This is a genomic window from Ochrobactrum sp. BTU2, from assembly GCF_024539785.1.
GTDB lineage: Bacteria > Pseudomonadota > Alphaproteobacteria > Rhizobiales > Rhizobiaceae > Brucella > Brucella anthropi.
Window position 1 is genome coordinate 548,635 of sequence record NZ_JAHWRG010000003.1, and the last position, 21,895, is coordinate 570,529.

Sequence of the window (21,895 nt, forward strand, 5' to 3'; positions counted from 1 at the left end):
AAAAGTGCAAAGCGGTTTTCGGAATAAGATGCGCGTTAAAACAAACAGTTAGAGCGTTTCCAATGGCTCATGCCAAACGGGAAATGCTCCAGGAACTGTCACGGAGTTTTGGGCCTGCCTTGCAGTTTACCCGGCACTTCACACGAGGGAGTCTGCCTTCATGGAACAAGTGATAGCCAATGGGCTATATCTGGGTGCGCAATATGCACTGATCGCGTTGGGACTGACGCTGATCTTCGCGCTCATGAACGTCCTCAATTTCGCGCACGGCCAGATGTATGTGCTGGGCGGTTTTGTCACCTATACGGTTTACGGACAGCTTGGCCTGCCGTTTGTTGTCGCTCTTCTGGCTTCCGCGGTCACTTTGATGATCGTTGGTGCGCTGATCGAAAAATTTCTCTTCCGGCCGGTCATCAAGCGAAGTCTGCGCGATGAAAGCACGATGCTGCTTGCTGCGGCCGTCGCTTTCTTTCTGGATGCGGTGATCCTGCTTCTGTTCGGTGAAAAGCAGCGCGGCGTGCCGAAGATCGTCAATGGCGTGTTCGTCTCCGACAGCCTGATCATGCCTTATGACCGCATTCTGATCGGAGTGCTTGCCGTGGTCTTCATCGCAGCTTTCGTTCTTTTCATGCAATACACCAAACCCGGTCGCGCCATGCGCGCACTTGCCCAGGACCGCGTGGCCGCGCAGTTGATGGGTGTGAATGTCGATCGTTATTCAATGATCGGCTTCGCGCTGGGGGCAATGCTTGCAGGTCTGGTGGGCGGGTTGCTGGTCGCGATTACCGGCGTCAATTCCGGCATCGGCGGCGCCATCTCCATCAAGGCTTTCATGATGGTGATGATCGGCGGCGCAGGCGTCGTGAGCGGTGCCATTGCTGGCGGCTTTATCCTCGGTATGATGGAATCCGTCGGGCTGACGGTGCTGCGCTCCTATGGCGACATCACCTATCTCGTCATCTTCGCCGCATTGATGGTGTTCCTGAGCATCCGTCCGAACGGGCTCATGGGCAAGCCGTGGGGTTGAGGGGGCAATCATGACAAAGACAACAAAGCTTATCGGCGTTGCTGCCTTTCTGGCTCTGATCTTCATCGGTATTCCGGTGCTGATCGAGACTACCGGACGGCACGACCTCTATTATACGCTCACTTCGGTGGCGCTTCTCTCCATTGTTAGTGGCGGGGTGTGGCTCACCTTCTATATCGGTCGCATCAATATCGGCCAGGGTGCCTATGCTCTTATGGGCGGCTATGTGTCGGCGATCCTGATGGTGAAATATGGCGTCTCCTTCTGGCTGACGCTTCCTCTGGCCGGGCTGTTCTGCGCTTTCGCCAGCATCCTGATCGGCATTCCGATCCTGCGGCTTCGCGGCGTCTATTTCGCCATGGTCACGCTGGTTCTGACCGAAGTTGCCCGTCTTCTGGCGATGGCGCTGCCCATCACCAATGGCGCCAAGGGCATGGTCAGCATTCCGATGCCGGGTGGCATATCGCTTTTCGGCCTGACCATCCTGCCGGATTTCGCAACATTGCAGAACCCGCGCGCGGCCTTCTATTTCGTATCCATTGTGCTGATGGTGCTGTGCTTCGCGGGGCTTTATCGCCTCATCAATTCGCGCATCGGTGGTCTTTGCCAGTCGTTGCAGCAAAATGAGGAGCTTGCCTCGTCGATTGGCGTCAACATCACCAATCTGCGCGTGCTGGCTTATGCGATCTCGTCCTTCCTTGGCGGGCTTGGCGGTGCGATGTTCGTGGCGATCTCGCAGTCGATCTATCCGTCGAGCTTCACCGTCACGGACTCGGTCAATTTCATGCTCAACTGCTTCCTGGGCGGGCTTGGCTATGTCTTCGGTCCGATCATTGGAACCTTCGTCCTCTATTTCGGTTGGGACTTCCTGTTCCAGACCGGCAAGTTCCAGCTTCTGATCTTCTCCAGCGTTCTCATCATCCTGATGCTGTTCCTGCCTAACGGGCTTCTCAGCCTCAGACTGACCGGAAAGAAGGGAGCAGGATCATGAGCGATCTTCTGGAAGTCAAAAGCGTTACCAAACGTTTCGGCGGTCTGGTGGCGGTCAACGATGTCTCCTTTTCGGTGCGTGAAAAGGAAATCCTGTCGGTCATCGGGCCGAATGGCGCGGGCAAATCCACGCTGTTCAAGCTGATCGCCTCATTTCTCACGCCCACCTCCGGGGAAGTCCGCTTCAAGGGCGAACGCATTTCCGGTCTGGCACCGCATATCGTGGCGCGAAAGGGCGTGGTGCGCACCTTTCAGGAAACGACGATCTTCAAGGGCATGACGGTGCGCGACAATGTGATTGTCGGCCACCATCTGCGCGCCAAGGCGAGTTTCCTCGGCTGTTATGTGGGGTCAAGCCTTGCTCGCCGGGATCAGGAGGAATTCGGACGCTCCGCCGATGAAATCCTGCAGTTTCTCGGCCTGTGGAAGCAGCGGGACGAGGTTGCGCAGAACCTGCCGCATGGTCACTTGCGGGCGCTTGGCATTGCCATCGGTCTCGCCACGGAGCCGAAAATCCTGCTTCTGGATGAACCCTTTGCCGGGATGAACCATGACGAAACCGTCAAGGCGGTGGAAATGGTGCGGGCGGTCCGTGACCGGGGTGTCACGGTGCTGCTGGTGGAACATGACATGCCGGCGGTGATGAATATTTCCGACCGGATCGTCGTCATCAATTTCGGCCAGAAGATCGCGGAAGGAACGCCGAAACAGATCCAGGAAAACGAGAAGGTGATCGAAGCCTATCTCGGCGCAGAAGACGAAACGATTGGATATTGACCATGGCAGAGCTTCTCAAAGTTTCCGATGCCGAACTCTATTACGATCACGTCTATGCGCTGAAAGGCGTTTCGCTGAGCGTTCAGGAGGGAGAGACAGTCGCGCTGATCGGCGCAAATGGTGCGGGCAAATCCTCGATCCTGCGGGCGATCACGGGGCTGAAAAAGATCCGCAAGGGCGAAATCCATTATGAGGGCCGCCGGATCGACGGCACCCGGTCGGACGAGATCGTCAAGATGGGGATTGCCATGGTACCGGAAGGCCGCCGCGTCTTTCCCTATATGAGCGTGCGCGACAATCTGATGATGGGGGCGTTTACCCGTTCCAGCAAGGCGGATATCGCCAACACGCTGGAGATGGTTCTGGGGCGGTTCCCGCGCCTGAAGGAACGCTATTCGCAGGCCGCAGGCACAATGAGCGGCGGCGAGCAGCAGATGCTGGTCATTGGGCGTGCGCTCATGGCCAAACCGAAGCTTTTGCTGCTGGACGAGCCATCTCTCGGGGTCGCACCCAAACTGGTGCAGGATATCGCCCGCTCCATCGTCGCCATCAACCGCGACGAAAAGGTGAGCGTTCTTCTGGTCGAGCAGAATTCACGGATGGCGCTCCGCATCTCGCAGCGCGCCTATGCCCTGACGACCGGAAAGATCGTCCTGTCCGGTAATTCGGAAGAACTGGCGACGGATGATCGCGTCGCGAAACTCTATCTGGGCGGGGAAATCTGACCGCCGGTATTGCAGACTAGGCAGAGCGTCCGAAAGACGCTCTGGACCATCCAGAACGAAAACAAATATTTCGATGGTTCGAGGAAAATGGAAATACTTGTCATCAACCCCAATACAACTGCATCGATGACGCACAAGATCGGCGAGGCTGCACGCAGCGTGGCAGGTGCCGGCACGACAATCATCGCAAGCAATCCCGCCGACGGTCCGCCGAGCATCGAAGGATATTTCGACGAGGTTTTTGCCATTCCCGGCATGATCGGGGAAATGCAGAAGCGCCCGACCGCCGATGCCTGCGTCATTGCCTGTTTCGACGATACCGGCCTTGATGCAGCGCGCTGTGCCGGAACCATGCCGGTGATCGGCATCGGCGAGGCGGCTTTTCACATGGCAAGCCTGATTGCCGGAAAGTTCAGCGTTGTCACCACATTGTCGCGTTCGGTGCCTGCAATCGAGCATAACCTGTCCCGCTATGGTCTCATGTCGCGTTGCGCCCGTGTTCGGGCCAGCGACGTGGCCGTACTTGACCTCGAAATTCCGGGATCAGACGCGCGCAACAAGGTCTCGAACGAGATCGCGAAGGCGATCCGGGAAGACCATGCCGAAGCGATTGTGCTTGGTTGTGCGGGCATGGCCGACCTTGCTGCTTCTCTGTCCAGGGAGCATGGGCTGCCGGTCATCGACGGCGTGACCTGTGCGGTGAAACTGTGTGAAAGCCTTGTCGGTCTCGGCTTGAAAACATCGAAACTGGGTGGCTATCAGCTGCCGCGAATGAAGGATTTTCAAGGTATTTTTGAACCTTTTTCGCCCCAGAATTGACGTTCAGATGATTTCAGCCGGGTTTGTGCATCAAAACTCGCGACATTGTTGACACTCGCCGGACCTGTGTTCGATATGTAAGGAAATTGATAGAGGATTTGCGGATGCAGTATCGACCGATTGCATCTGCCATTTGAACAGCTTCTACTGGATGATGATGAACCTGGCTGCGACGAACATGACAGACCAAAACGGCGGGAATGTGCGTTGGCTTCCGGTCTATAACGGCTTGCGCGAGGCGGTCGTCAGCCATCGTCTGCTTCCCGGCACCAAGTTGCCGGAGGACGAGCTGGCGACGATCTATTCCGTCAGCCGTGCCTTTGTTCGCTCCGCCCTGCAGGCGCTGGCGCATGACAGGCTGGTGCGTCTGGAACCCAATCGCGGTGCCTTCGTTGCCGAACCCTCGCGCGAGGAAGCGCGCGAAGTGTTCGAGGCGCGCTTGCTGATCGAGCCGGAGGTGGCTTCGCTTGCAGCGAAGGTCATCAAGCCCCAGCAGGTCAAGCAGCTGCGCCAGCATCTCCATGACGAGCATGAAGCACTTCATGCCGGACGCGACAGCGAGGCGATCATGCTGTCGGCGCTTTTCCATACGCATCTGGCCGAAATTTCGGGACACTCGATCCTGGCGGGTTTTGTCGGCGATCTGCTGCCGCGTTCCTCGCTCATCATTTCGCTCTATTGGGAACGGCGCGAGACGACCTGCCAGAGCGACGCGCATCATGCGCTGGTCGATGCCATCGAAGAGCACAGGAGCGACGACGCTGCGGCCCTGATGAAGACCCATATTCTTGATCTTCTGGCGGGCCTCAATCTCGAGCGTGTCGAAAAAGAACAGAAGCGTCTGTCCGATATTCTGCGTTAGAGCGCAGATTTGATTCAATCAGGCCTGCGCTCTAACCTATTATATTTTAAGCATAATCTTATCGATCCTCGTTTCACTCCGGTCGGATTATGCTCTAGAACATGTCTCCCCAAAGCGGTTTCCCTTATGGGTGACATGCTCTGGAATATGGCGCGAAATAGCGCATTCACAGCAGCACGAAAGCACCGGATAACAGAAATCGCTCCATTTCAAAAATGGACGCAAGGATAAGATTCCGGATTCTACGCTAACGACTCAAGACTTCAGCCCGGCTATCTTCAATCATCTAGTAAAGCAATCGAAAAACACCGACCGGCGCGCTTCTATTCGGGTGCGTTGAGGGAAATTCTTTGCTTTTTGCCGGATCACGCAAGTGAAGAAGTAGCGTTGGAGGTTCTCGTGAGTATAAACTTCAGATCATCGGGTATATCTGCAGAGCGCATGTCAACACGGCGCATTCTTGTAGCAGGCGGTGCCGGATTTCTCGGTTCTCATCTTTGCGAACGTCTTTTGAACGAAGGAAACTTCGTCATCTGCGTCGATAATTTTTCGACAGGGCGGCTTGAGAACCTGCGCAATCTCCTGCGCTACGACACGTTCAGCTTCGTGCGTCACGATATTGTCAACCCGATCGATCTGCCGGTGGATGAGATTTACAATCTCGCATGCCCCGCATCGCCGCCACATTATCAGGCCGATCCGGTGCACACGATGAAGACGAGCGTCATTGGCTCGCTCAATCTGCTCGAACTTGCCGCGCATTATCAGGCTCGGATTTTTCAGGCTTCAACGTCGGAAGTGTATGGCGATCCGCAAACACATCCGCAGCCGGAAGCCTATTGGGGCAATGTGAACTCTTTCGGCCCCCGGTCCTGCTATGACGAAGGCAAGCGCTCGGCCGAAACGCTGTTCTACGATTTTCACAAGCAGTATGGCGTCGACATCCGTATCGTGCGCATCTTCAACACCTATGGCCCGCGCATGCGACCCGACGATGGTCGTGTCGTGTCGAACTTCATCGTTCAGGCCCTCGAGCGCGAAGATATCACCATCTATGGCGACGGCTCGCAGACCCGTTCCTTCTGCTATGTCGATGACCTGATCGAAGGCTTCAGCCGCTTGATGAGCAGTCAGGTTCAGAAGCCCGTCAATCTCGGCAATCCGGGCGAATTCACTGTGCGTGAGCTGGCCGAGCAGATCATTGCGCTGACAAATTCGTCCTCGCGCATCGTCTATCGCCCGCTGCCAACTGATGATCCGCGCCAGCGGCGCCCGGACATCATGCTCGCCAAGCGTGAACTTGGCTGGGAACCACAGATTGCACTTGTCGAAGGGCTGAAGCAGACGATCGCCTATTTTGAACGCCAGCTGGTCAGACCATCGGGCGAGCTCTTCGAGGTGGCGAGATGACCCGGCAAAATATACTCGTCACCGGTGGTGCTGGCTTCATTGGCAGCCATACCGCCAAGCTTCTGCACAAGAGCGGATTCTCGCCGGTCGTCTATGACAACCTGTCGACGGGTCACCGGTCTTCCGTGCGCTGGGGCAAGTTTGTCGAGGGCGACACGCTTTCGCAGGAACAGCTTATCGCTGCTATCAGGACCTTCGATCCGGCTGCCATCATCCACTTTGCGGCTTCGGCCTATGTGGGTGAATCCGTCACGGACCCCGCAAAATATTATCGCAACAATGTCGGCGGCATCCAGTCCGTTCTGGAGGCCAGCCGCCTGACAGGTGAACGCCCGGTCATTTTCTCGTCGAGCTGCGCCACCTATGGCATTCCGGATGTGCTGCCGATCCGCGAAGGCGAAATGCAGAATCCGATCAACCCTTACGGACGCACAAAGCTGATTGCGGAACATATGCTGGCCGATTATTCGGCAGCCTATGGCATGCCCTATGCGGCACTGCGCTACTTCAATGCCTGCGGCGCTGATCTGGATGGCGAACTGGGCGAAAAGCACGATCCCGAAACTCATTTGATACCGCGCGCCATGCTGGCTGCCGCTGGAACCGCAGATTGCCTCGAAATTTACGGCGATGATTACGATACGCCGGATGGCACCTGCATTCGCGATTATATTCACGTGGTCGATCTGGCACGGGCGCATGTGCTTGCGGTCGAGCATCTGCTGAATGGCGGCGGCAATCTGGTCCTTAATCTGGGAACCGGGCGCGGAACATCCATCAAGGAAATCGTGGATGCGATAGACCGGCTTACCGGACGCAAGGTGCCTGTCGAAATGCGCGCGCGCCGGGCGGGCGATCCGCCGGTGCTTTATGCCGACCCGGCTGAAGCGGCAGCGAAGCTTGGGTTTCGCACGCTCCATTCCGATCTCGACACGATCATCCGCACGGCTGCGCCCTTCTTTGGTCTGGAGATGCGGACATGACACGGCGCGAATTTCATCCGGCCATTGACGGCGACAACGGCGAAAGGGAACCATTGCTGGCGCCCATCTTCACTGGCCGCAAGCGGGTGGAATATGTGGTGGGCATCATCCTGTGGGCGCTCGCCATCACCTATTTCTGGCAATGGTGGTTCATCAGCGCGAAGCACAATCATCTGCTCGGCTCCATTCTGGTGACCGCGCTGCTGGCCTGGATCACGATCCTGCCGCTTTATTTCATCACTATTTTCTTCCACGCAGCGCGCCCGACCGGCCCGCTTCGCATCCCCGCCGGAAGCCGCGTCGCCATGGTCGTCACCAAGGCTCCGTCTGAGCCTTTCGAGGTGGTGGCTGAAACATTGCGCGCCATGCTGGCGCAGGATGTGCCGCACGATACATGGCTTGCCGATGAGGACCCTTCACCCTCGACACTTGCCTGGTGCCGTGAGCATGGCGTGTTCGTTTCCACACGCAAGGGCCGTGCCGACTATCATCGGCAGACCTGGCCGCGCCGTACCCGGTGCAAGGAAGGCAATCTCGCCTTCTTCTACGATCACTATGGCTATGAGCGCTATGATTTCGTCTCGCAGCTCGATGCCGACCATGTGCCTGAGCCGGGTTATCTCTTCAATATGCTGCGGCCCTTCGCTGATCCCGCTGTCGGTTATGTTTCCGCGCCAAGCATTTGTGATCGCAATGCGCATGAAAGCTGGTCGGCCCGCGGGCGTCTCTATGTGGAAGCCAGCATGCATGGCTCGCTGCAGGCCGGTTACAACGGCGGCTTTGCCCCAGTCTGCATCGGCTCTCATTATGCGGTACGCACGGCAGCGCTGAAGGAGATCGGCGGTCTTGGGCCGGAACTGGCCGAGGATCATTCCACGACCCTGTTCATGAACGCGCATGGCTGGCGGGGTGTTCACGCGCTGGATGCCATCGCCCATGGCGACGGTCCGCGCACCTTCGCCGATCTTGTGACGCAGGAATTCCAGTGGTCGCGCAGCCTCGTGATGATCCTGTTGCAATATACGCCGAAGCTGATCGGACGGTTGCCGCTGCGCCTGAAGATCCAGTTTCTGTTCTCGCAGCTCTGGTATCCTCTCTATGCTTTCTTTCTGGCACTGACATTCGTTCTGCCGATAGCCATTCTGGCTTATGGTGATAATTTCGTCAGCGTTACCTATCCCGCTTTCCTGATGCACTTCATGCCGCAATCGCTCGTGATTTTGGCGCTGGCATTCTGGTGGCGGTCGAGCAAGACGTTCCGCCCTGTCGACGGCAGGATTTTCAGCTGGGAAGCGATGCTGTTCCTGCTGGCGCGGTGGCCCTGGGTTCTGGCTGGAACCTTCGCAGCTTTCCGTGACTGGCTGACCGGTTCCTTTGTCGATTTTCGTGTCACGCCGAAAGGCTCATCCGAGGTCGATCCGGTGCCACTGCGGGTGATCGCGCCCTATGCGCTGATCTCCGGTCTGTCCATTCTGCCGGTCCTCCTGGTCAGCGGTGCTGATCAGACACGAGGCTTCTTCATCTTCGCCATCATCAATGCGTGTTTCTACCTGTTCCTGATGGCGATGATCGTGATCCAGCACACACGCGAAAATCACGTGCGGATGACGAGCCGCCTCTATCGACCGGCAATGGCATGCAGTTTTACGGCGCTGGTCGCGCTGACCGGCTTTACCACTGTCGAGCGCGGACGCGACGGCATCGAGGCACTGAGCTGGGGCACGAAAAGCTTCACGGTATTTGACGACCGCTTCTCGGTTGCCGGTGCCGGTGTAGGCGGACGCGACGTCCACAGGACAATTTTCAATCCACGCTGGCGCACGAATACCGCCAGTGGAACGAACTAGCGGGAAAGGCGCGACGATTATGAAGATCGCTGTCATCGGTACGGGATATGTCGGATTGGTCAGTGGCACGTGCTTCGCGGCATGGGGACACGAGGTCGTCTGCGTCGACAAGGATGCCCAGAAGATTGTCCGGCTGGAGCGCGGCATCGTGCCGATCTACGAGCCGGGGCTGGATGAACTGGTGGAACGCAATTTCGCCTTTGGCCGGCTCAGCTTCACGACCAATCTGGCGGAAGCCGTCAAGGGTGCGGAGCTTGTCTTCATTGCCGTCGGCACACCGGCACGGGCGGGGCACGGCGATGCCGATCTGTCCTTCGTCTATATGGCCGCTCGCGAGCTTGCGCCGCTGATCGAAGACCATAGCGTCGTCGTGGTCAAGTCCACCGTTCCGGTCGGCACAGGCGATGTGGTGCAGAAGATCATCGGCTCGGTGCGCCGACCCGGCACATTCTCTGTTGCTTCCAATCCGGAGTTTCTGCGTGAGGGTGTTGCGATCCGCGATTTTCTGGAGCCCGATCGCGTCGTCATCGGCGTGGAAGATGAGCGCGCTCGTTCTGCGCTCGTCGCCCTTTACGCTCCACCGCTTGAGGCCGCAAAGACGCCAATCGTGATCACGCAGCGCCGGACATCGGAACTGATCAAATATGCGGCCAACGCTTTTCTCGCCACCAAGATCACCTTCATCAATGAACTGGCGGATCTGTGTGAGGAAGTCGGCAGCGATGTCACCGAGCTGGCGCTCGGCATGGGGCTGGACAAGCGTATCGGCACCAGTTTTCTCAATGCGGGGCCGGGATATGGTGGCTCCTGTTTTCCGAAGGATACGATAGCGCTTTTGCGCACCGCGCAGGATCACGGGGTCGCCCTGCGGCTGGTCGAGGAAACGGTTACCGTCAATGAAGCGCGCAAGCGTCGCATGGCGCTGAAGGTGCTGGATGCGCTCGGCGGCAGCGTCGAAGGCCGGACGATTGCCGTCCTCGGCCTGACGTTCAAACCCGATACGGATGATATGCGCTATGCGCCGTCCATCCCGCTTATCGAAACCTTGCAGCGCTTCGGTGCCAGCATCCGGGCCTACGATCCGGCCGGAATGGAGAATGCGCGCCGTCTTCTCAGCGACGTCGAGTTTTACGACGACCCTTACGAGTGCCTGAGCACTGCCGATGCGGCAGTGGTCGTGACCGAATGGGACAGTGTCCGCAAGCTTGATCTCGTTCGGATGAAACAGGTCATGCGGGACGCCGTACTCGTTGACTTGCGCAATGTCTTTTCACCGGCGGTTGCCGAGAATCTGGGCTTCCGGATTTCGACAATCGGCCGTCCTGTTCAACTGCGGCAGGAAACAAGACCAACAAACGTTCTGCCGCACGCGCGCATCCGTCAATCGCAAGAACCCTTGGCGGGTGCGCGCAACCTGAAGGTCGTGGGAGGTTCAAATGAAACATGTGATGTTTGAAGGCCAACGGTCCCGATCTGGTCGGAACACTGATCGGAGCAGATATGTCCTGCCGCTGGTTGTCCTGCTTGCGGGGCTAAGTGGACCGGCTGGAGCGGCAACGGTTCCGGTAGATGGTTTGCCCGACGGCGCCCGTGTGATGACGCCTGCCGAGCTTTACCTACTCTATCGCGACAAGAACTGGCAGTGGGCTGACGGCGCTGGCCGGATGGAAAGCCAGAACCGCCGTTTCACCGCCCGTGTCGATGGGGAGAAGGGCAAGGCCTGGGCTGAAGGCCGCTGGCGGATCACCTGGTCGGGCCAGATGTGCTTCGATGCGAAATGGCATCTGGCTCAGGGCGTCTTCCCGAACAAGACTTGCTTCTCTCACCGTATCGCCGATGGGACGATCTATCAGAAACGTGAGCCGGACGGTGTCTGGTACGTCTTCCGCCATGCTGGCGGAAACAAGGATGACGAAGCGCGCAAGCTCCTCTCCATCGAAACAATAACGCCCAAAACGGAAGCGCTGAATCTGGCGTTGCCCGTTGCCCAATCGCCCGTACAATAAAGGAGGCGGCGATGAAAACCTCATATAAAATAGCAACGGCCATTCTTTGCGGTGGGCTGCTTTCAACCGCTGTTTACGCAGCGAGCGGTGTTTCGGGTGCCAATGTCGACACCCGCAACATGTTCCACGACAAGCGCCCGGTCATTACCCCGCAATCCATCAAGTTCGGGGCCTATGATCCGCACGGGGATTTCACCAACGATCCCAATTCCCGCATCGAGCATCTGTTCCTTCCGTGGGAGGATGTGGACCTGACGAGCCTGTCAACCGCTGATGCCTATGCGCAGGAACGGGGCCGCGAACTGCTGATCACCGTCGAACCCTGGTCGTGGGCTCGCGACTGGCGCGTTGCACCGGATGATCTCCTGAGCGGAATCGTGCGGGGGCATTACGATACAAACATGGCTGCCGTCTGCTCCGCTGCTTCGAAGCTGAAGAGCCCTGTGACCATTCGCTGGGCGCAGGAAATGGACGACAAGACGGGCCAGTTCACCTGGTCCTACTGGTCGGCACAGGGTTACGTCCGTGCCTATCAGCATGCGGTCAATGTCTGCCGCAAGTCATTGCCGAATGCCAAGTATATGTGGTCGCCGAAGGGAGATGCGGGGCTTGAGGCCTATTATCCGGGCGATGGTTATGTCGATGTGATCGGCCTGTCGGTGTTCGGCTACGAACCTTACGATATGCTGGAACTGGGACATGCGTCCACATTCGTTGAACGGACAAAACCGGGATACGACCGGGTGGTAGGCTTCAAGAAGCCGATTGTTATCGCTGAGCTCGGTTATGAAGGAAGCGACGCCTATGTCCGGGCCTGGGCACAGGAAACCAACAAGCCGCAGCCCGAATTTCCGGAACTGACTGCGACCGTCTACTTCAACGACCGCGAAGTCTATCCGTGGCCACGGGGTGTCGGGCGGCCTGACTGGCGGGTTGCGAACCATCCGCTTGATTGATGTCGCATTTACCTCACGCAAAACCGCTTCGCATTTTTGCTGGAAATGCTCCAACGTCTGAACAGGAATACGACAATGTTTTCGATCCGTTTGAGAACCGTAAGTGCGGCGCTGTCCGTACTTCTTCTGGCAGGCGCTGCCGATGCGGCGCCGAAACAGAAAACCGAGGACCCGATCGCCATCAAGGCTGCGGCGGCTGCACCGCTGTCAGCCGACGCGCTTGAGGCGCTCTATTCCGGTAAGTCATGGAAATGGAAGGATGGCGGCGGCTATTTCTCCGCCGACAGACATCGTTTCATCGCCTGGTCGCAGAAAGGCAGGGCGTGGTCTTACGGGCAGGGGCGCTGGTATGCCACCAATCGCGGCAAGCTTTGCCTGCAGGCCTATTGGGTCAACAAGATGGGCGGCGGCAGCGATACGACCTGCTTCCTCCATCGTGAGAAAGATGGCGTCATCTATCAGAAGCGCTCACTGGGCGGCAGCTGGTATGTCTTCCGCAACAATCCGCCACGCCCGACCGATGAGGCCGCCAAGCTGCTGCGCGGCGACCGTGTTAGCAAGGGACTGGCGATCATGAAAGCCAAGGCGAGATAATCGCCAGGCAAGCATGCCGGCTCGCTGATCTGTATGGAGTTCTTGCGAGCCGGTATGCCAAGGAGTGCATTCCGAAAACAGTTTCACGCCGGTCGGATTGTGCTCTAATCGCGGATGAAGCAGCGGGATTTCTGCCCGAAACCGCTCGGCGTGCACACATAGGGCGTGCCGGCCGCATATTGCGTGGCGGAAACCCTGATGACCTTGGCCGATGCAGGCTTGTTGTAGCGCGCTTGGCTATTCACCTTGTACTTGACGAGGTAAACGGAAACTGTTTCGCTTTTCTGCTTGCGGGCATCCTTGGCTTCGGCGCCTGCCGTCAGGCATAATGAAGCGGACAGTCCAACGACAATAGCGGCAGCCCATTTCAAGCTTTCGCGGCGCACAGTATATGCAAATACATTGTTCATGCGATTGCCTCCGGTTGTTATTACCGTGCTTTCTATCGGACGCGTTTTAATATTCTGGCCGGATTTTCCTGAAAATTTTCATCAAATGGGATGCAATTAACTCATTTCAGAGACCGTTTTGCGCGCTCCGACACTTCCGGCCAAATCTGGGAAAAGGCCGGGAAAGCGGGGTTGTCGGCGCGTAAGAGGAAACGTCGGCTACCGGTCTGAACGGTTACGTGGCTGATAGTGTTCCAGCTTATTTTGATTTTATACGTGCAAATGCTACTATCAACGCAGGGCTTGGGTCGCCATTACCGCGCCTCGAGCCTCCGGGTTGGTTTAGGGAGTTGCCGTGACATCCCCGAGCGACAAGGCCTCGCGTGATCTGAAGCCCGATTTTGTGGAGCGCCGCCAGTCAGTGCGCGTTCCACTCGCGCCCCTTGGAGAAGATGCCCGAAGCACCAATATTCTGACCCCGCTGGTCTTTACGACCGAAGAGCTGGAACCCTGCGCACAGTTTCCCACATGGCAACAGCACGTGGCTCCCCTCTATGATGTGCGGATGCCGGATGGTGTGAACGCCGAAGACGGTTTTGCCGTTACCCAGAAAGTCTGGAATCTGCGCGGCATGCTGCTGATAGAACAGACTGTTCCTCCATTCAGTTATGAACGTACAGCGGAAAAGGTTCGTTCCAGCCCGATTGATCACTGGCAGATCAGTTTTCTGCGAAGCGGTCGCACATGGACGGCGGTGGATGATCGTGTGGCGGAAAACGAGCCCGGCATGATCAATATCCGTTCGTTTGGTTATCCGTTTCGCGGTCGTGCGCTGGCAACGGACGTGGTGCTGCTGATCATTCCGGTCGATCATTTCGCCGGTCTGGGCGGTATGCCGGAAGCGTGCAACAATGCGACGCTCGGAGGCTATCGCGCCAAGCTGCTGATCGATTTCGTATCGACGATCCAGGCGGGACTTGACCATATCAGAAGCGAAGACCTGCCGGAGCTGCGCGACGCCCTGCGCCAGATCGTATTTGATACGATCGCCCCTTTGGTAAAGGAAAACGATGCGAGCGAACACAATGCGTCTCTCGGGGCCTCTCTGGGGTTGATGACCAAGGCCAGACGCTTCATCCAGAAAAATCTCATGTCCCGTGAACTCACGCCCGATGCACTGAGCAAGGAGCTCGCCATCTCACGCACGCATCTCTATCAGCTGTTCGAAGGCTCGGGCGGGGTACTCAACTATATTCGCCAGAAGCGTTTGCTTGCAGCACATGAGATGCTTGCGGATGCATCCGAAAACCGCAGGGTGTCCGACATAGCGCAGCTGTTTGGCTTCGATACGGCAGCCAATTTCACGCGGGCATTCACGCAGCATTTTGGCTATAGTCCGAGCAATGTCCGCAAGTCGCTGTCGCGAAACGACGGCATCAGCGACAGCCAGTCTGACGCGAACCGCTCCCTCACTTTCTCAACCCTGCTACGAACGCTGGCAACGACCGGTGCGTAAAGTTCCAGAAGAATGATCGGAATAGTTTGACGATCTGTCGGAAGCAGACTGCCAGAGCATTTCCTGTTTTGATTGGATCATAGGAAATGCTCTATCCGTTTGTTTTTACGCATGTCTTTATCCCGAAACCGGTTCCCTCTTTCGAGAGACATGCTCTAGTCGTTTTCCGGCAAACGTGGAAAGTGCTCCATCGTTTCATCAAGGAACACCCATTCATGCTTCGATTGCTCGAATACAGATAGGGTGGGCTGGGCAAAAGCCGGATCGGCAAAAAGGCCAACTGCCACGCCGATTACGGAAGGGACCGCATCAGGCAGCCAATAGACGGTCGAGCCGCAAGCCGGGCAAAAATGCATCCGGACCTTGCGGCCACTTTCCGCCGTCCGAATGAATTCCGTCGATGCGCCTGAAATTTCAACGCAGCCTATCGCATAGAAGGCATTTGCACTGAATGGCGAACCTGTTCTCCGCTGACAGGCGAAGCAGTGGCACAGTGCCGTTAATTGTGGTGGCCCGTGGGGCGTTACTGTCAGATTTCCGCATACGCATTGAGCATAGGTCATGGATTTCTCCTGCAAGGTGAGATCGCATCATCAGAAATGGAATGGAAATACAGCCCGAATGGCCAGAGTGTTCCGGAAGGAACTGGCTAGGGCTTCGGGTTCGGCTGCAACTCCAGCAGCATCTGAACCGAATACTTCGCATTATCATCTCTTAGCGCTCTATCCGCAAGTTCGGCTGGATAGAATTTCTCACGCTTGCTTTTGCGCAAGATATTGCGGACGTTGTTGTCGGGACTCCTGTCCGGGAGAACACATGGGAGGAAAGACATGCAGCATTACAGACTGAAATCGCTTTCCCTTGCCGCTGTCATTGCCGTTGCAGGCCATCTGCCTTCGGCCTACGCGGCATCGCCAGCGCCGGCTGAAGGCCAGAATGGCATGGTGGTTACGGCCCAGCATCTTGCGTCGCAAGTCGGTATCGATGTGCTGAAGAACGGTGGCAATGCCGTCGATGCGGCTGTCGCTGTCGGCTATGCACTGGCGGTTGTCTATCCGACTGCCGGTAATCTCGGCGGGGGTGGCTTCATGACGATCCGCTTCAAGGACGGCAAGAGCACCTTTCTCGATTTTCGCGAGCGTGCGCCGCTTGCTGCAACAAAGACCATGTATCTGGACAAGGATGGCAAGCCGGTCGAAGGCGCCAGCACTGAAACCTATCTCGCCATCGGCGTGCCGGGCACGGTGGCTGGCCTTGAGGAAGCACGCGAAAAATATGGCACCCGCAAGCGCGAGGAGTTGATCGACCCGGCACTGAAACTTGCCAAGGACGGCTTTACGCTGGAGCTGGGCGACATTCTCTCCTTCGCCGATGGCAATGAAAGACTGGCGAAAGACCCGGCGGCTGCCAAGATATTCCTGAAAGACGGAAAACCGATTCCGTTGGGTGAAAAGCTTGTCCAGCCGGATTTGGCAAAGTCGCTTTCGGCCATTTCGGAAAAAGGCCCGGCAGCCTTCTATCAGGGCGATATCGCCGATCTGATTGTCAAATCGAGTAAGGAGAATGGCGGCATTCTCGCCAAGGCCGATTTCGAAGAATACAAGGTCCGTGAGCTGGAACCGGTCAAGTGCAGCTATCGCGGCTATGACATCGTCTCATCGCCGCCGCCTTCTTCGGGCGGACTTATCATCTGTGAAATCCTGAACGTGCTTGAGGGCTACCCGATTTCCTATCTGGGCTATGGTTCCGCGGAAACCACGCGTTTGATGGTGGAAGCGATGCGCCACGCCTATGTGGACCGCAACACGGCATTGGGCGACCCTGATTTCGTCGACAATCCGATCGAGAAGCTCACCAGCAAGGCCTATGCCGCGGAAATCCGCAGTCGTATCGATCCTTATCGCGCAGGTGTCAGCGAGGCGCTGAAACCGGCTGAATTCAAGGAGTCCAACGAAACCACGCATTATTCCATCGTGGACAAGGACGGCAATGCTGTCGCCGTAACCTATACGCTGAATGGATCGTTCGGCACGGCCAAGGTGGCCGAGGGCACCGGCATTCTTCTCAACAACGAGATGGACGACTTCACCATCAAGCCGGGCGTGGCCAATCTCTATGGTCTCATACAAGGTGAAGCCAATGCCATCGAACCGCGCAAGTCACCGTTGTCCTCAATGAGCCCGACCATCGTATCGAAGGATGGCAAGCCATTCATGGTCATCGGCAGTCCCGGCGGTTCGCGCATCATCACGATCACGCTTGAGGCGATCATGAATGTCATCGATCACGGCATGGACATTCAGGAGGCTATCGATGCCCCGCGCATCCATCACCAGTGGCTGCCGGATCGGGTCTATATGGAAGCGAACGCGCTTTCGCCGGATACGATCCGGTTGCTGACCGGCATGGGCTATACGGTCGGGGAAGACGCTGACTGGCCGGTCTGGGGCGAGGCAGCTGGCATTCTTGTCGGCGGCAAGGATATGGCAGCCATCGAAAAGGGTGGCGACAACCGCTACTACGGTGCTATCGACAGCCGTGCCGTCGCTGGTGCTGCAATAGGATACTAGAGCATGTCTCCCGAAATTGGGAACCGGTTTCGGGATAAAGACATGCGTAAAAACAAACAGATAGAGCATTTCTAATGATTCAATCAAAACAGGAAATGCTCTAAAACAGAACCGTTTTGCCGGTGGCCGAAGGCATAGACAGAGCGAGGAGACGAGATGAATTCACGTCTCCTCAATGTCTGTGTCGGATCAACCAATGCTTTTGTCGGTTATCCGTGCGCTCTTCAGTATTTCGATGACCATTTCGGAGGCTTTGTTAAGCGAACCGACCGGTAGAAACTCGTAAATCGAGTGGAAGTTGTGCGCGCCGCAGAACAGGTTCGGGCATGGCAGCCCTTTTTCGGACAGCACCGCACCGTCATAACCGCCGCGCATCGGCAGCGGTGTCGGTGTCACGCCTATTGCCTTCATGGCCTGAAGGGCAAGCACGACCGGGTAGCGATTTTCGCCCTGCAGGCTTTCGGCGGCATTCCGGTAGACAGCCTTGTAGTCTACATGAACCGTGCCCTCGCCATGAAGCTGGTTGAAACTTGCGGCGAGGTTTTCGATGAATGCACGACGTGTTTCGTAACCGTCCTTCGTGAAATCACGGATGTCGATGATCAGGCTGGTCTCGGCTACTGTTCCTTGAATGCCCTTGGCCCAATAATAGCCTTCGGTACCTTCCGTATATTCCGGGCGTTCGCCGCCCGGCATCATGGCAATGAATTGCTGGGCGTAGAGAATGGCATTGCGCAGCTTGCCCTTGGCCGACATCGGATGGGCTGGCTGGCCTTTGAAGGTGAGGCGGAATTCACCGGCGTTCCAGTTCTCATACACGATCTCGCCAACCGCACAGCAATCGAGCGTGTAGGCGAAATCGGCGTTCAGGGACGCGACGTCGAGCGCCTTGGCTCCGAGCAATCCGATTTCCTCATCGGGAACGAAAACAACCTTGACCGTGCCGTGCTCGATTTCGGGATGCGTGGTCAGGATCTGCATGGCATGCATGACCTCGGCAATGGCAGATTTGTTATCGGCGCCGAGCAGGCTGGTGCCGTCCGTCACGATGATCCGGTCCCCGACATAACGTTCCAGCTCCGGGAACTCGGCAAGCCGCATGACAGCACCGGTCGTTTCGTTGAGCAGGATATCTCCGCCCCGATAATCGACCACATGAGCACGGGTATCGGTCGTATATTCGCCGGACGTATCGAGATGGGCGACCCATGCAATCGTCGGAAACTGCTGATCGGCATTCGAGACATTGGCAGGCAATGTGCCGACAACGATCGAGTGGTCACGCTCTTCAACATCCATGCCCATGGCGCGCATTTCGCTGGCGAGCAACTTTGCGAGATCGGTTTGTCCCTCGCTCGACGGGAGGTTGCCTGCATTCGGCACAGCGGTCGTGTTGATGCGGGTATAGGCTAGAAAGCGGTCTACGATATCCATTATATTTTCTCGGTTATTGGTCGGAATCGGCCCGGATTTGATCCGAGAACCAAAGAAGAATAGCGGGCGTTTGGAGTGCCGATCTGATTCAATCAGATCGGCGCTCTAACCTCTTATATTTCAAGCATAATCTTATCGATCCTCGTTTCACTCCGGTCGGATTATGCTCTATGCCGGCTACCCAGAATTTCATCACCGGTCATCAAACCGGCGGAGGACGAAGCCTATTCTTCGATGTCGACATCTTCGAACAGATAGCCGCCAAAGGGATCGATGCGGAAGTCTTTGACTTTCTTGCTGATCGGCTGCTCGACAATCTGATGAGCAATGGTCAGCCAGGGAGCCTGTTCCTTGAACACGACCTGCGCCTGTTCGTAGAGCTTGGTGCGCTCGGCCTGATCGGTGGTCAGCTTGGCCGCCTGAATGAGCTTCTCGAAGTCCTGATCGCACCAGTTTGCGCGATTGGCGCTACCGATGGCCTGACAGCTCAAAAGTGCGGCGAGGAAGTTGTCGGGATCGGCAATGCCACCGGTCCAGCCAAGCATGACGGCACCATCGCGGTCCTTATCCAGCGAACGCTTGAGATATTCGCCCCAGTCATAGGTGACGATTTCCGCCGTTACTCCCACCTTGGCGAAGTCGGACTGAATGAGCTCGGCTGCACGGCGCGCATTCGGCATATAGGGCCGCTGCACGGGCATGGCCCAGATCTTCATTTTCAGGTCTTTGACGCCTGCTTCATCGAGCATTTTGCGCGACTGTTCAGGATCGTAAGCGTCGTCCTTGACGTTCTTGTTGTAGCCCCAGACACTGGGCGGGAGCGGATTGACCGAAGCGACCGCAGAGCCGAGATAGACCGCATCGATGATCGCAGCCTTGTTGACTGCCATGTTCAGCGCCTTGCGGACACGCACATCGTCAAACGGTTTTTGCTGGGTGTTGTAGGCTAGGAAGGACAGGTTCAAACCTTCCTTGTGCAGCATTTCGACGGCCGGGTCTTTCTTCATCTCTGCAATATCGGCGGGATTGGGAGCGGCAATGACATGGCACTCGCCCGACTTCAGTTTCTGATAACGCACTGCCGCATCCGGCGTGATCGCAAAGATGAGATTGTCGATCTTCTGCTTGCCCGCCCAGTAGTCGGGATTGGCCTGATAGCGGATGGCGCTATCCTTCTGATAGGCGACAAACTGATAAGGGCCGGTTCCGACTGGCTGCTGGCTGAACTCCGCAATGCGGCCTTCGGCGACCAGCTTGTCGGCATATTCCTTGGACTGAATGACGGCGAATGTCAGCGACAGCGTCGAGATAAACGTCGCTTCGGGATGCGCCAGCACAAACTTGACCGTGTGATCGTCGATCTTTTCGATTTTCTCGATCAGCGACGGGAAGGAATAGGCTCCGAATTGCGGCCATGTACCCTGATTGTAGTAGGGATTATCCTTGTTCCCCTGACGGTCGAACGTGAAGATCACATCGTCTGCATTGAATTCACGCGTCGGAGTGAAAAAACTCGTGGTGTGAAACTTCACGCCCTTTCGCAGGTGAAACGTATATTCCTTGCCGTCGGCAGAAACGTCCCAGCTTTCCGCGAGGCCGGGTTCCAGTTCCGTCGAGCCGCGCTTGATCTTGATAAGTCCGTTGGACACATTGCGCGCCGACGCATCATACACGGCGCCGGATGTCGTTTGCGCCGCATCGAACATTTCAGGAGATGCCTCGGAGCAATAGATCAACGTCTTGGCAAAGACCTGTCCGACCGCCGTGCTGTTGAGCGCAGCCGCGACCAGCGCGGCTGAAAATAGTTTTCCGTATGTATTCATGAGGCTGCATTCCCTTGCTTGCGACGCGACCGACCTTCAACGGGTTGTTCAGTATCGACTTTTTCAGATGATTCTAAACAGCGGTGCGGCAGCATTTGAACGCGCAAAGGCTCGTGAAGCAAGCTCAAAAGGCTCGGGAGGCATGCGTAGAAGCGGTTTAACTGGCGCTGCCGGTTCCGGGAATTTCGGGGATCATCTGACGCAGCAGGTTTCGCAGGATGGATCGTACGGCGACGGTGGCTGCAGACTGTTCGCGGTCGCGGGGCGTGATAAGGCGCACCTCGCGCACGATGGCTGGGTCCGTCAGGGGGCGGGCCACGATGCCGCGACCGCGCAGCGCGGTAAAGGCATAGGCGGGTAGAACAGCGATACCGGCATTGACCTCGACCAGCGACAACACCGAGTGAATCTGGTTGACCTCCATATGCGGTCGAAGCGCCAGTTTTGCCTGTTCGAAGCCGATTTCCGTCAAAAGCCGGATATTGCTTTTCTGGGTAAGCGTAATGATGGGCTGATCGTCGAGTTCTGCCCAACGGACCTGCTCATGCCCGGCGAAATCGTGATGGGGCGACACGAAAATCATCAGCTGATCGCGCAGTGCCATCTGGCTTTCGACGTCGGAATCTTCACCGGAAAACGTGCCAACGCCGAGGTCGCAACGCCCGTTGCGAACCTGTTCGATGACGATTTCAGGCCCGACATCCTCGATCTTGATGACGAGGTTGGGGTGTTCATCAGCCACGCGGCGAACCAGATGCGGAAGCACCGTCGTGCACAGCAAAGGCGGGGCTGCGATGCTGACCTGACCGCGCCGTAACTTCCCCAGATCGCGCACGACTTCGGCGGCGCGGTCAATTTCGGCAAGACCGGCAAGCGCACCTTCGGCAAAGGCACGTCCGGCATCCGTCAGGCTGACGCGCCGTGTTGTCCGGTCGAAAAGCCGCGCGTCCAGCACCGTCTCCAGATCACGGATCGTGTGGGAAAGATTGGCCTGGGTCGTCCTGACACGCTCGGCTGCGCGGGAAAAATTTCCCAGTTCGACCACGGCTTGAAAACATTCAATCTGGCGGAGAGTGGGACGCATCGGCTCACTTATGAGTTTTTGTTTATGAATATATTCTACTTACAAGACTTCTCGAATGAAAGAAAGTCAGGCTCGATCAGGGA

20 protein-coding genes are annotated in these 21,895 nt (G+C 57.0%); 15 read left to right on the forward strand and 5 right to left on the reverse strand.

Annotated elements, in window-relative coordinates; genetic code table 11:
- Nucleotides 1-160: 160 nt before the first annotated feature.
- The 13 genes from KWJ32_RS11465 to KWJ32_RS11525 all read left to right on the forward strand — a co-directional run bounded on the left by KWJ32_RS11465 (nucleotide 161) and on the right by KWJ32_RS11525 (nucleotide 12,996).
- Nucleotides 161-1,027: a branched-chain amino acid ABC transporter permease gene (locus KWJ32_RS11465; RefSeq protein WP_010660569.1), complete on the forward strand. Its 867-nt coding sequence runs from the start codon at nucleotides 161-163 to the stop codon at nucleotides 1,025-1,027.
- A 10-nt stretch (nucleotides 1,028-1,037) separates the two neighbouring features.
- Nucleotides 1,038-2,018 (forward strand): branched-chain amino acid ABC transporter permease, encoded by a 981-nt coding sequence (locus tag KWJ32_RS11470; protein WP_012093693.1) that lies wholly within the window; start codon nucleotides 1,038-1,040, stop codon nucleotides 2,016-2,018.
- The gene (locus KWJ32_RS11475; RefSeq protein ID WP_012093692.1) at nucleotides 2,015-2,794 is read left to right on the forward strand and encodes an ABC transporter ATP-binding protein; all 780 of its coding nucleotides are present in this window, start codon (nucleotides 2,015-2,017) and stop codon (nucleotides 2,792-2,794) included. The genes KWJ32_RS11470 and KWJ32_RS11475 overlap by 4 nt, the downstream gene beginning before the upstream one ends.
- Nucleotides 2,795-2,796: 2 nt before the next feature.
- On the forward strand, nucleotides 2,797-3,519 hold the full coding sequence (locus KWJ32_RS11480; RefSeq protein WP_010660572.1) for an ABC transporter ATP-binding protein: 723 nt from the start codon (nucleotides 2,797-2,799) through the stop codon (nucleotides 3,517-3,519).
- A gap of 87 nt (nucleotides 3,520-3,606) precedes the next feature.
- The gene (locus KWJ32_RS11485) at nucleotides 3,607-4,338 is read left to right on the forward strand and encodes an aspartate/glutamate racemase family protein (protein WP_012093691.1); all 732 of its coding nucleotides are present in this window, start codon (nucleotides 3,607-3,609) and stop codon (nucleotides 4,336-4,338) included.
- A 157-nt stretch (nucleotides 4,339-4,495) separates the two neighbouring features.
- Nucleotides 4,496-5,200: a GntR family transcriptional regulator gene (locus KWJ32_RS11490; RefSeq protein ID WP_029928696.1), complete on the forward strand. Its 705-nt coding sequence runs from the start codon at nucleotides 4,496-4,498 to the stop codon at nucleotides 5,198-5,200.
- 441 nt (nucleotides 5,201-5,641) lie between these two features.
- Nucleotides 5,642-6,610, forward strand: coding sequence for a UDP-glucuronic acid decarboxylase family protein (locus tag KWJ32_RS11495; RefSeq protein WP_080514364.1), 969 nt, complete (start codon nucleotides 5,642-5,644; stop codon nucleotides 6,608-6,610).
- Nucleotides 6,607-7,593 carry a UDP-glucose 4-epimerase GalE gene (gene galE / locus KWJ32_RS11500; protein WP_012093688.1) on the forward strand — a complete coding sequence of 329 codons (987 nt, stop codon included), beginning with the start codon at nucleotides 6,607-6,609 and terminating at the stop codon, nucleotides 7,591-7,593. Before KWJ32_RS11495 ends, galE begins: the two co-directional genes overlap by 4 nt.
- Entirely contained in the window at nucleotides 7,590-9,440 is a 1,851-nt protein-coding gene (locus KWJ32_RS11505; RefSeq protein ID WP_010660577.1) for a cellulose synthase catalytic subunit, read from the forward strand. The genes galE and KWJ32_RS11505 overlap by 4 nt, the downstream gene beginning before the upstream one ends.
- A 19-nt stretch (nucleotides 9,441-9,459) precedes the next feature.
- On the forward strand, nucleotides 9,460-10,896 hold the full coding sequence (locus KWJ32_RS11510; protein ID WP_256885981.1) for a UDP-glucose/GDP-mannose dehydrogenase family protein: 1,437 nt from the start codon (nucleotides 9,460-9,462) through the stop codon (nucleotides 10,894-10,896).
- On the forward strand, nucleotides 10,877-11,446 hold the full coding sequence (locus KWJ32_RS11515; protein WP_151610136.1) for a DUF995 domain-containing protein: 570 nt from the start codon (nucleotides 10,877-10,879) through the stop codon (nucleotides 11,444-11,446). Before KWJ32_RS11510 ends, KWJ32_RS11515 begins: the two co-directional genes overlap by 20 nt.
- An 11-nt stretch (nucleotides 11,447-11,457) precedes the next feature.
- The gene (locus KWJ32_RS11520) at nucleotides 11,458-12,402 is read left to right on the forward strand and encodes a glycoside hydrolase family 26 protein (RefSeq protein ID WP_010660580.1); all 945 of its coding nucleotides are present in this window, start codon (nucleotides 11,458-11,460) and stop codon (nucleotides 12,400-12,402) included.
- A gap of 75 nt (nucleotides 12,403-12,477) precedes the next feature.
- The gene (locus KWJ32_RS11525) at nucleotides 12,478-12,996 is read left to right on the forward strand and encodes a DUF995 domain-containing protein (protein ID WP_012093686.1); all 519 of its coding nucleotides are present in this window, start codon (nucleotides 12,478-12,480) and stop codon (nucleotides 12,994-12,996) included.
- 104 nt (nucleotides 12,997-13,100) lie between these two features.
- On the opposite strand, the gene KWJ32_RS11530 is transcribed toward KWJ32_RS11525, so the two are convergent.
- Nucleotides 13,101-13,406 carry a hypothetical protein gene (locus KWJ32_RS11530; RefSeq protein WP_010660582.1) on the reverse strand — a complete coding sequence of 102 codons (306 nt, stop codon included), beginning with the start codon at nucleotides 13,404-13,406 and terminating at the stop codon, nucleotides 13,101-13,103.
- A gap of 334 nt (nucleotides 13,407-13,740) precedes the next feature.
- Here KWJ32_RS11530 and KWJ32_RS11535 point away from each other — a divergent pair, with 334 nt between their 5' ends.
- Nucleotides 13,741-14,901, forward strand: coding sequence for an AraC family transcriptional regulator (locus KWJ32_RS11535; protein WP_151610135.1), 1,161 nt, complete (start codon nucleotides 13,741-13,743; stop codon nucleotides 14,899-14,901).
- Between the two features lie 155 nt (nucleotides 14,902-15,056).
- Here the strand turns inward: KWJ32_RS11535 and KWJ32_RS11540 are convergent, their stop codons facing one another.
- Nucleotides 15,057-15,464 carry a GFA family protein gene (locus KWJ32_RS11540; RefSeq protein ID WP_125301087.1) on the reverse strand — a complete coding sequence of 136 codons (408 nt, stop codon included), beginning with the start codon at nucleotides 15,462-15,464 and terminating at the stop codon, nucleotides 15,057-15,059.
- Between the two features lie 267 nt (nucleotides 15,465-15,731).
- Between KWJ32_RS11540 and ggt the strand changes: the two genes are divergently transcribed.
- Nucleotides 15,732-17,471: a gamma-glutamyltransferase gene (gene ggt, locus KWJ32_RS11545; RefSeq protein ID WP_151610134.1), complete on the forward strand. Its 1,740-nt coding sequence runs from the start codon at nucleotides 15,732-15,734 to the stop codon at nucleotides 17,469-17,471.
- 189 nt (nucleotides 17,472-17,660) lie between these two features.
- On the opposite strand, the gene pepT is transcribed toward ggt, so the two are convergent.
- From pepT to KWJ32_RS11560, 3 genes are all read right to left on the reverse strand, one after another.
- A complete protein-coding gene (pepT, locus tag KWJ32_RS11550) occupies nucleotides 17,661-18,905 on the reverse strand; it encodes a peptidase T (protein ID WP_012093681.1) in 1,245 nt (414 codons plus the stop codon).
- Nucleotides 18,906-19,129: 224 nt separating this feature from the next.
- Nucleotides 19,130-20,728 carry an ABC transporter substrate-binding protein gene (locus KWJ32_RS11555; RefSeq protein WP_010660587.1) on the reverse strand — a complete coding sequence of 533 codons (1,599 nt, stop codon included), beginning with the start codon at nucleotides 20,726-20,728 and terminating at the stop codon, nucleotides 19,130-19,132.
- Between the two features lie 157 nt (nucleotides 20,729-20,885).
- Nucleotides 20,886-21,812 (reverse strand): LysR family transcriptional regulator, encoded by a 927-nt coding sequence (locus KWJ32_RS11560; protein WP_010660588.1) that lies wholly within the window; start codon nucleotides 21,810-21,812, stop codon nucleotides 20,886-20,888.
- Nucleotides 21,813-21,895 lie beyond the last annotated feature (83 nt).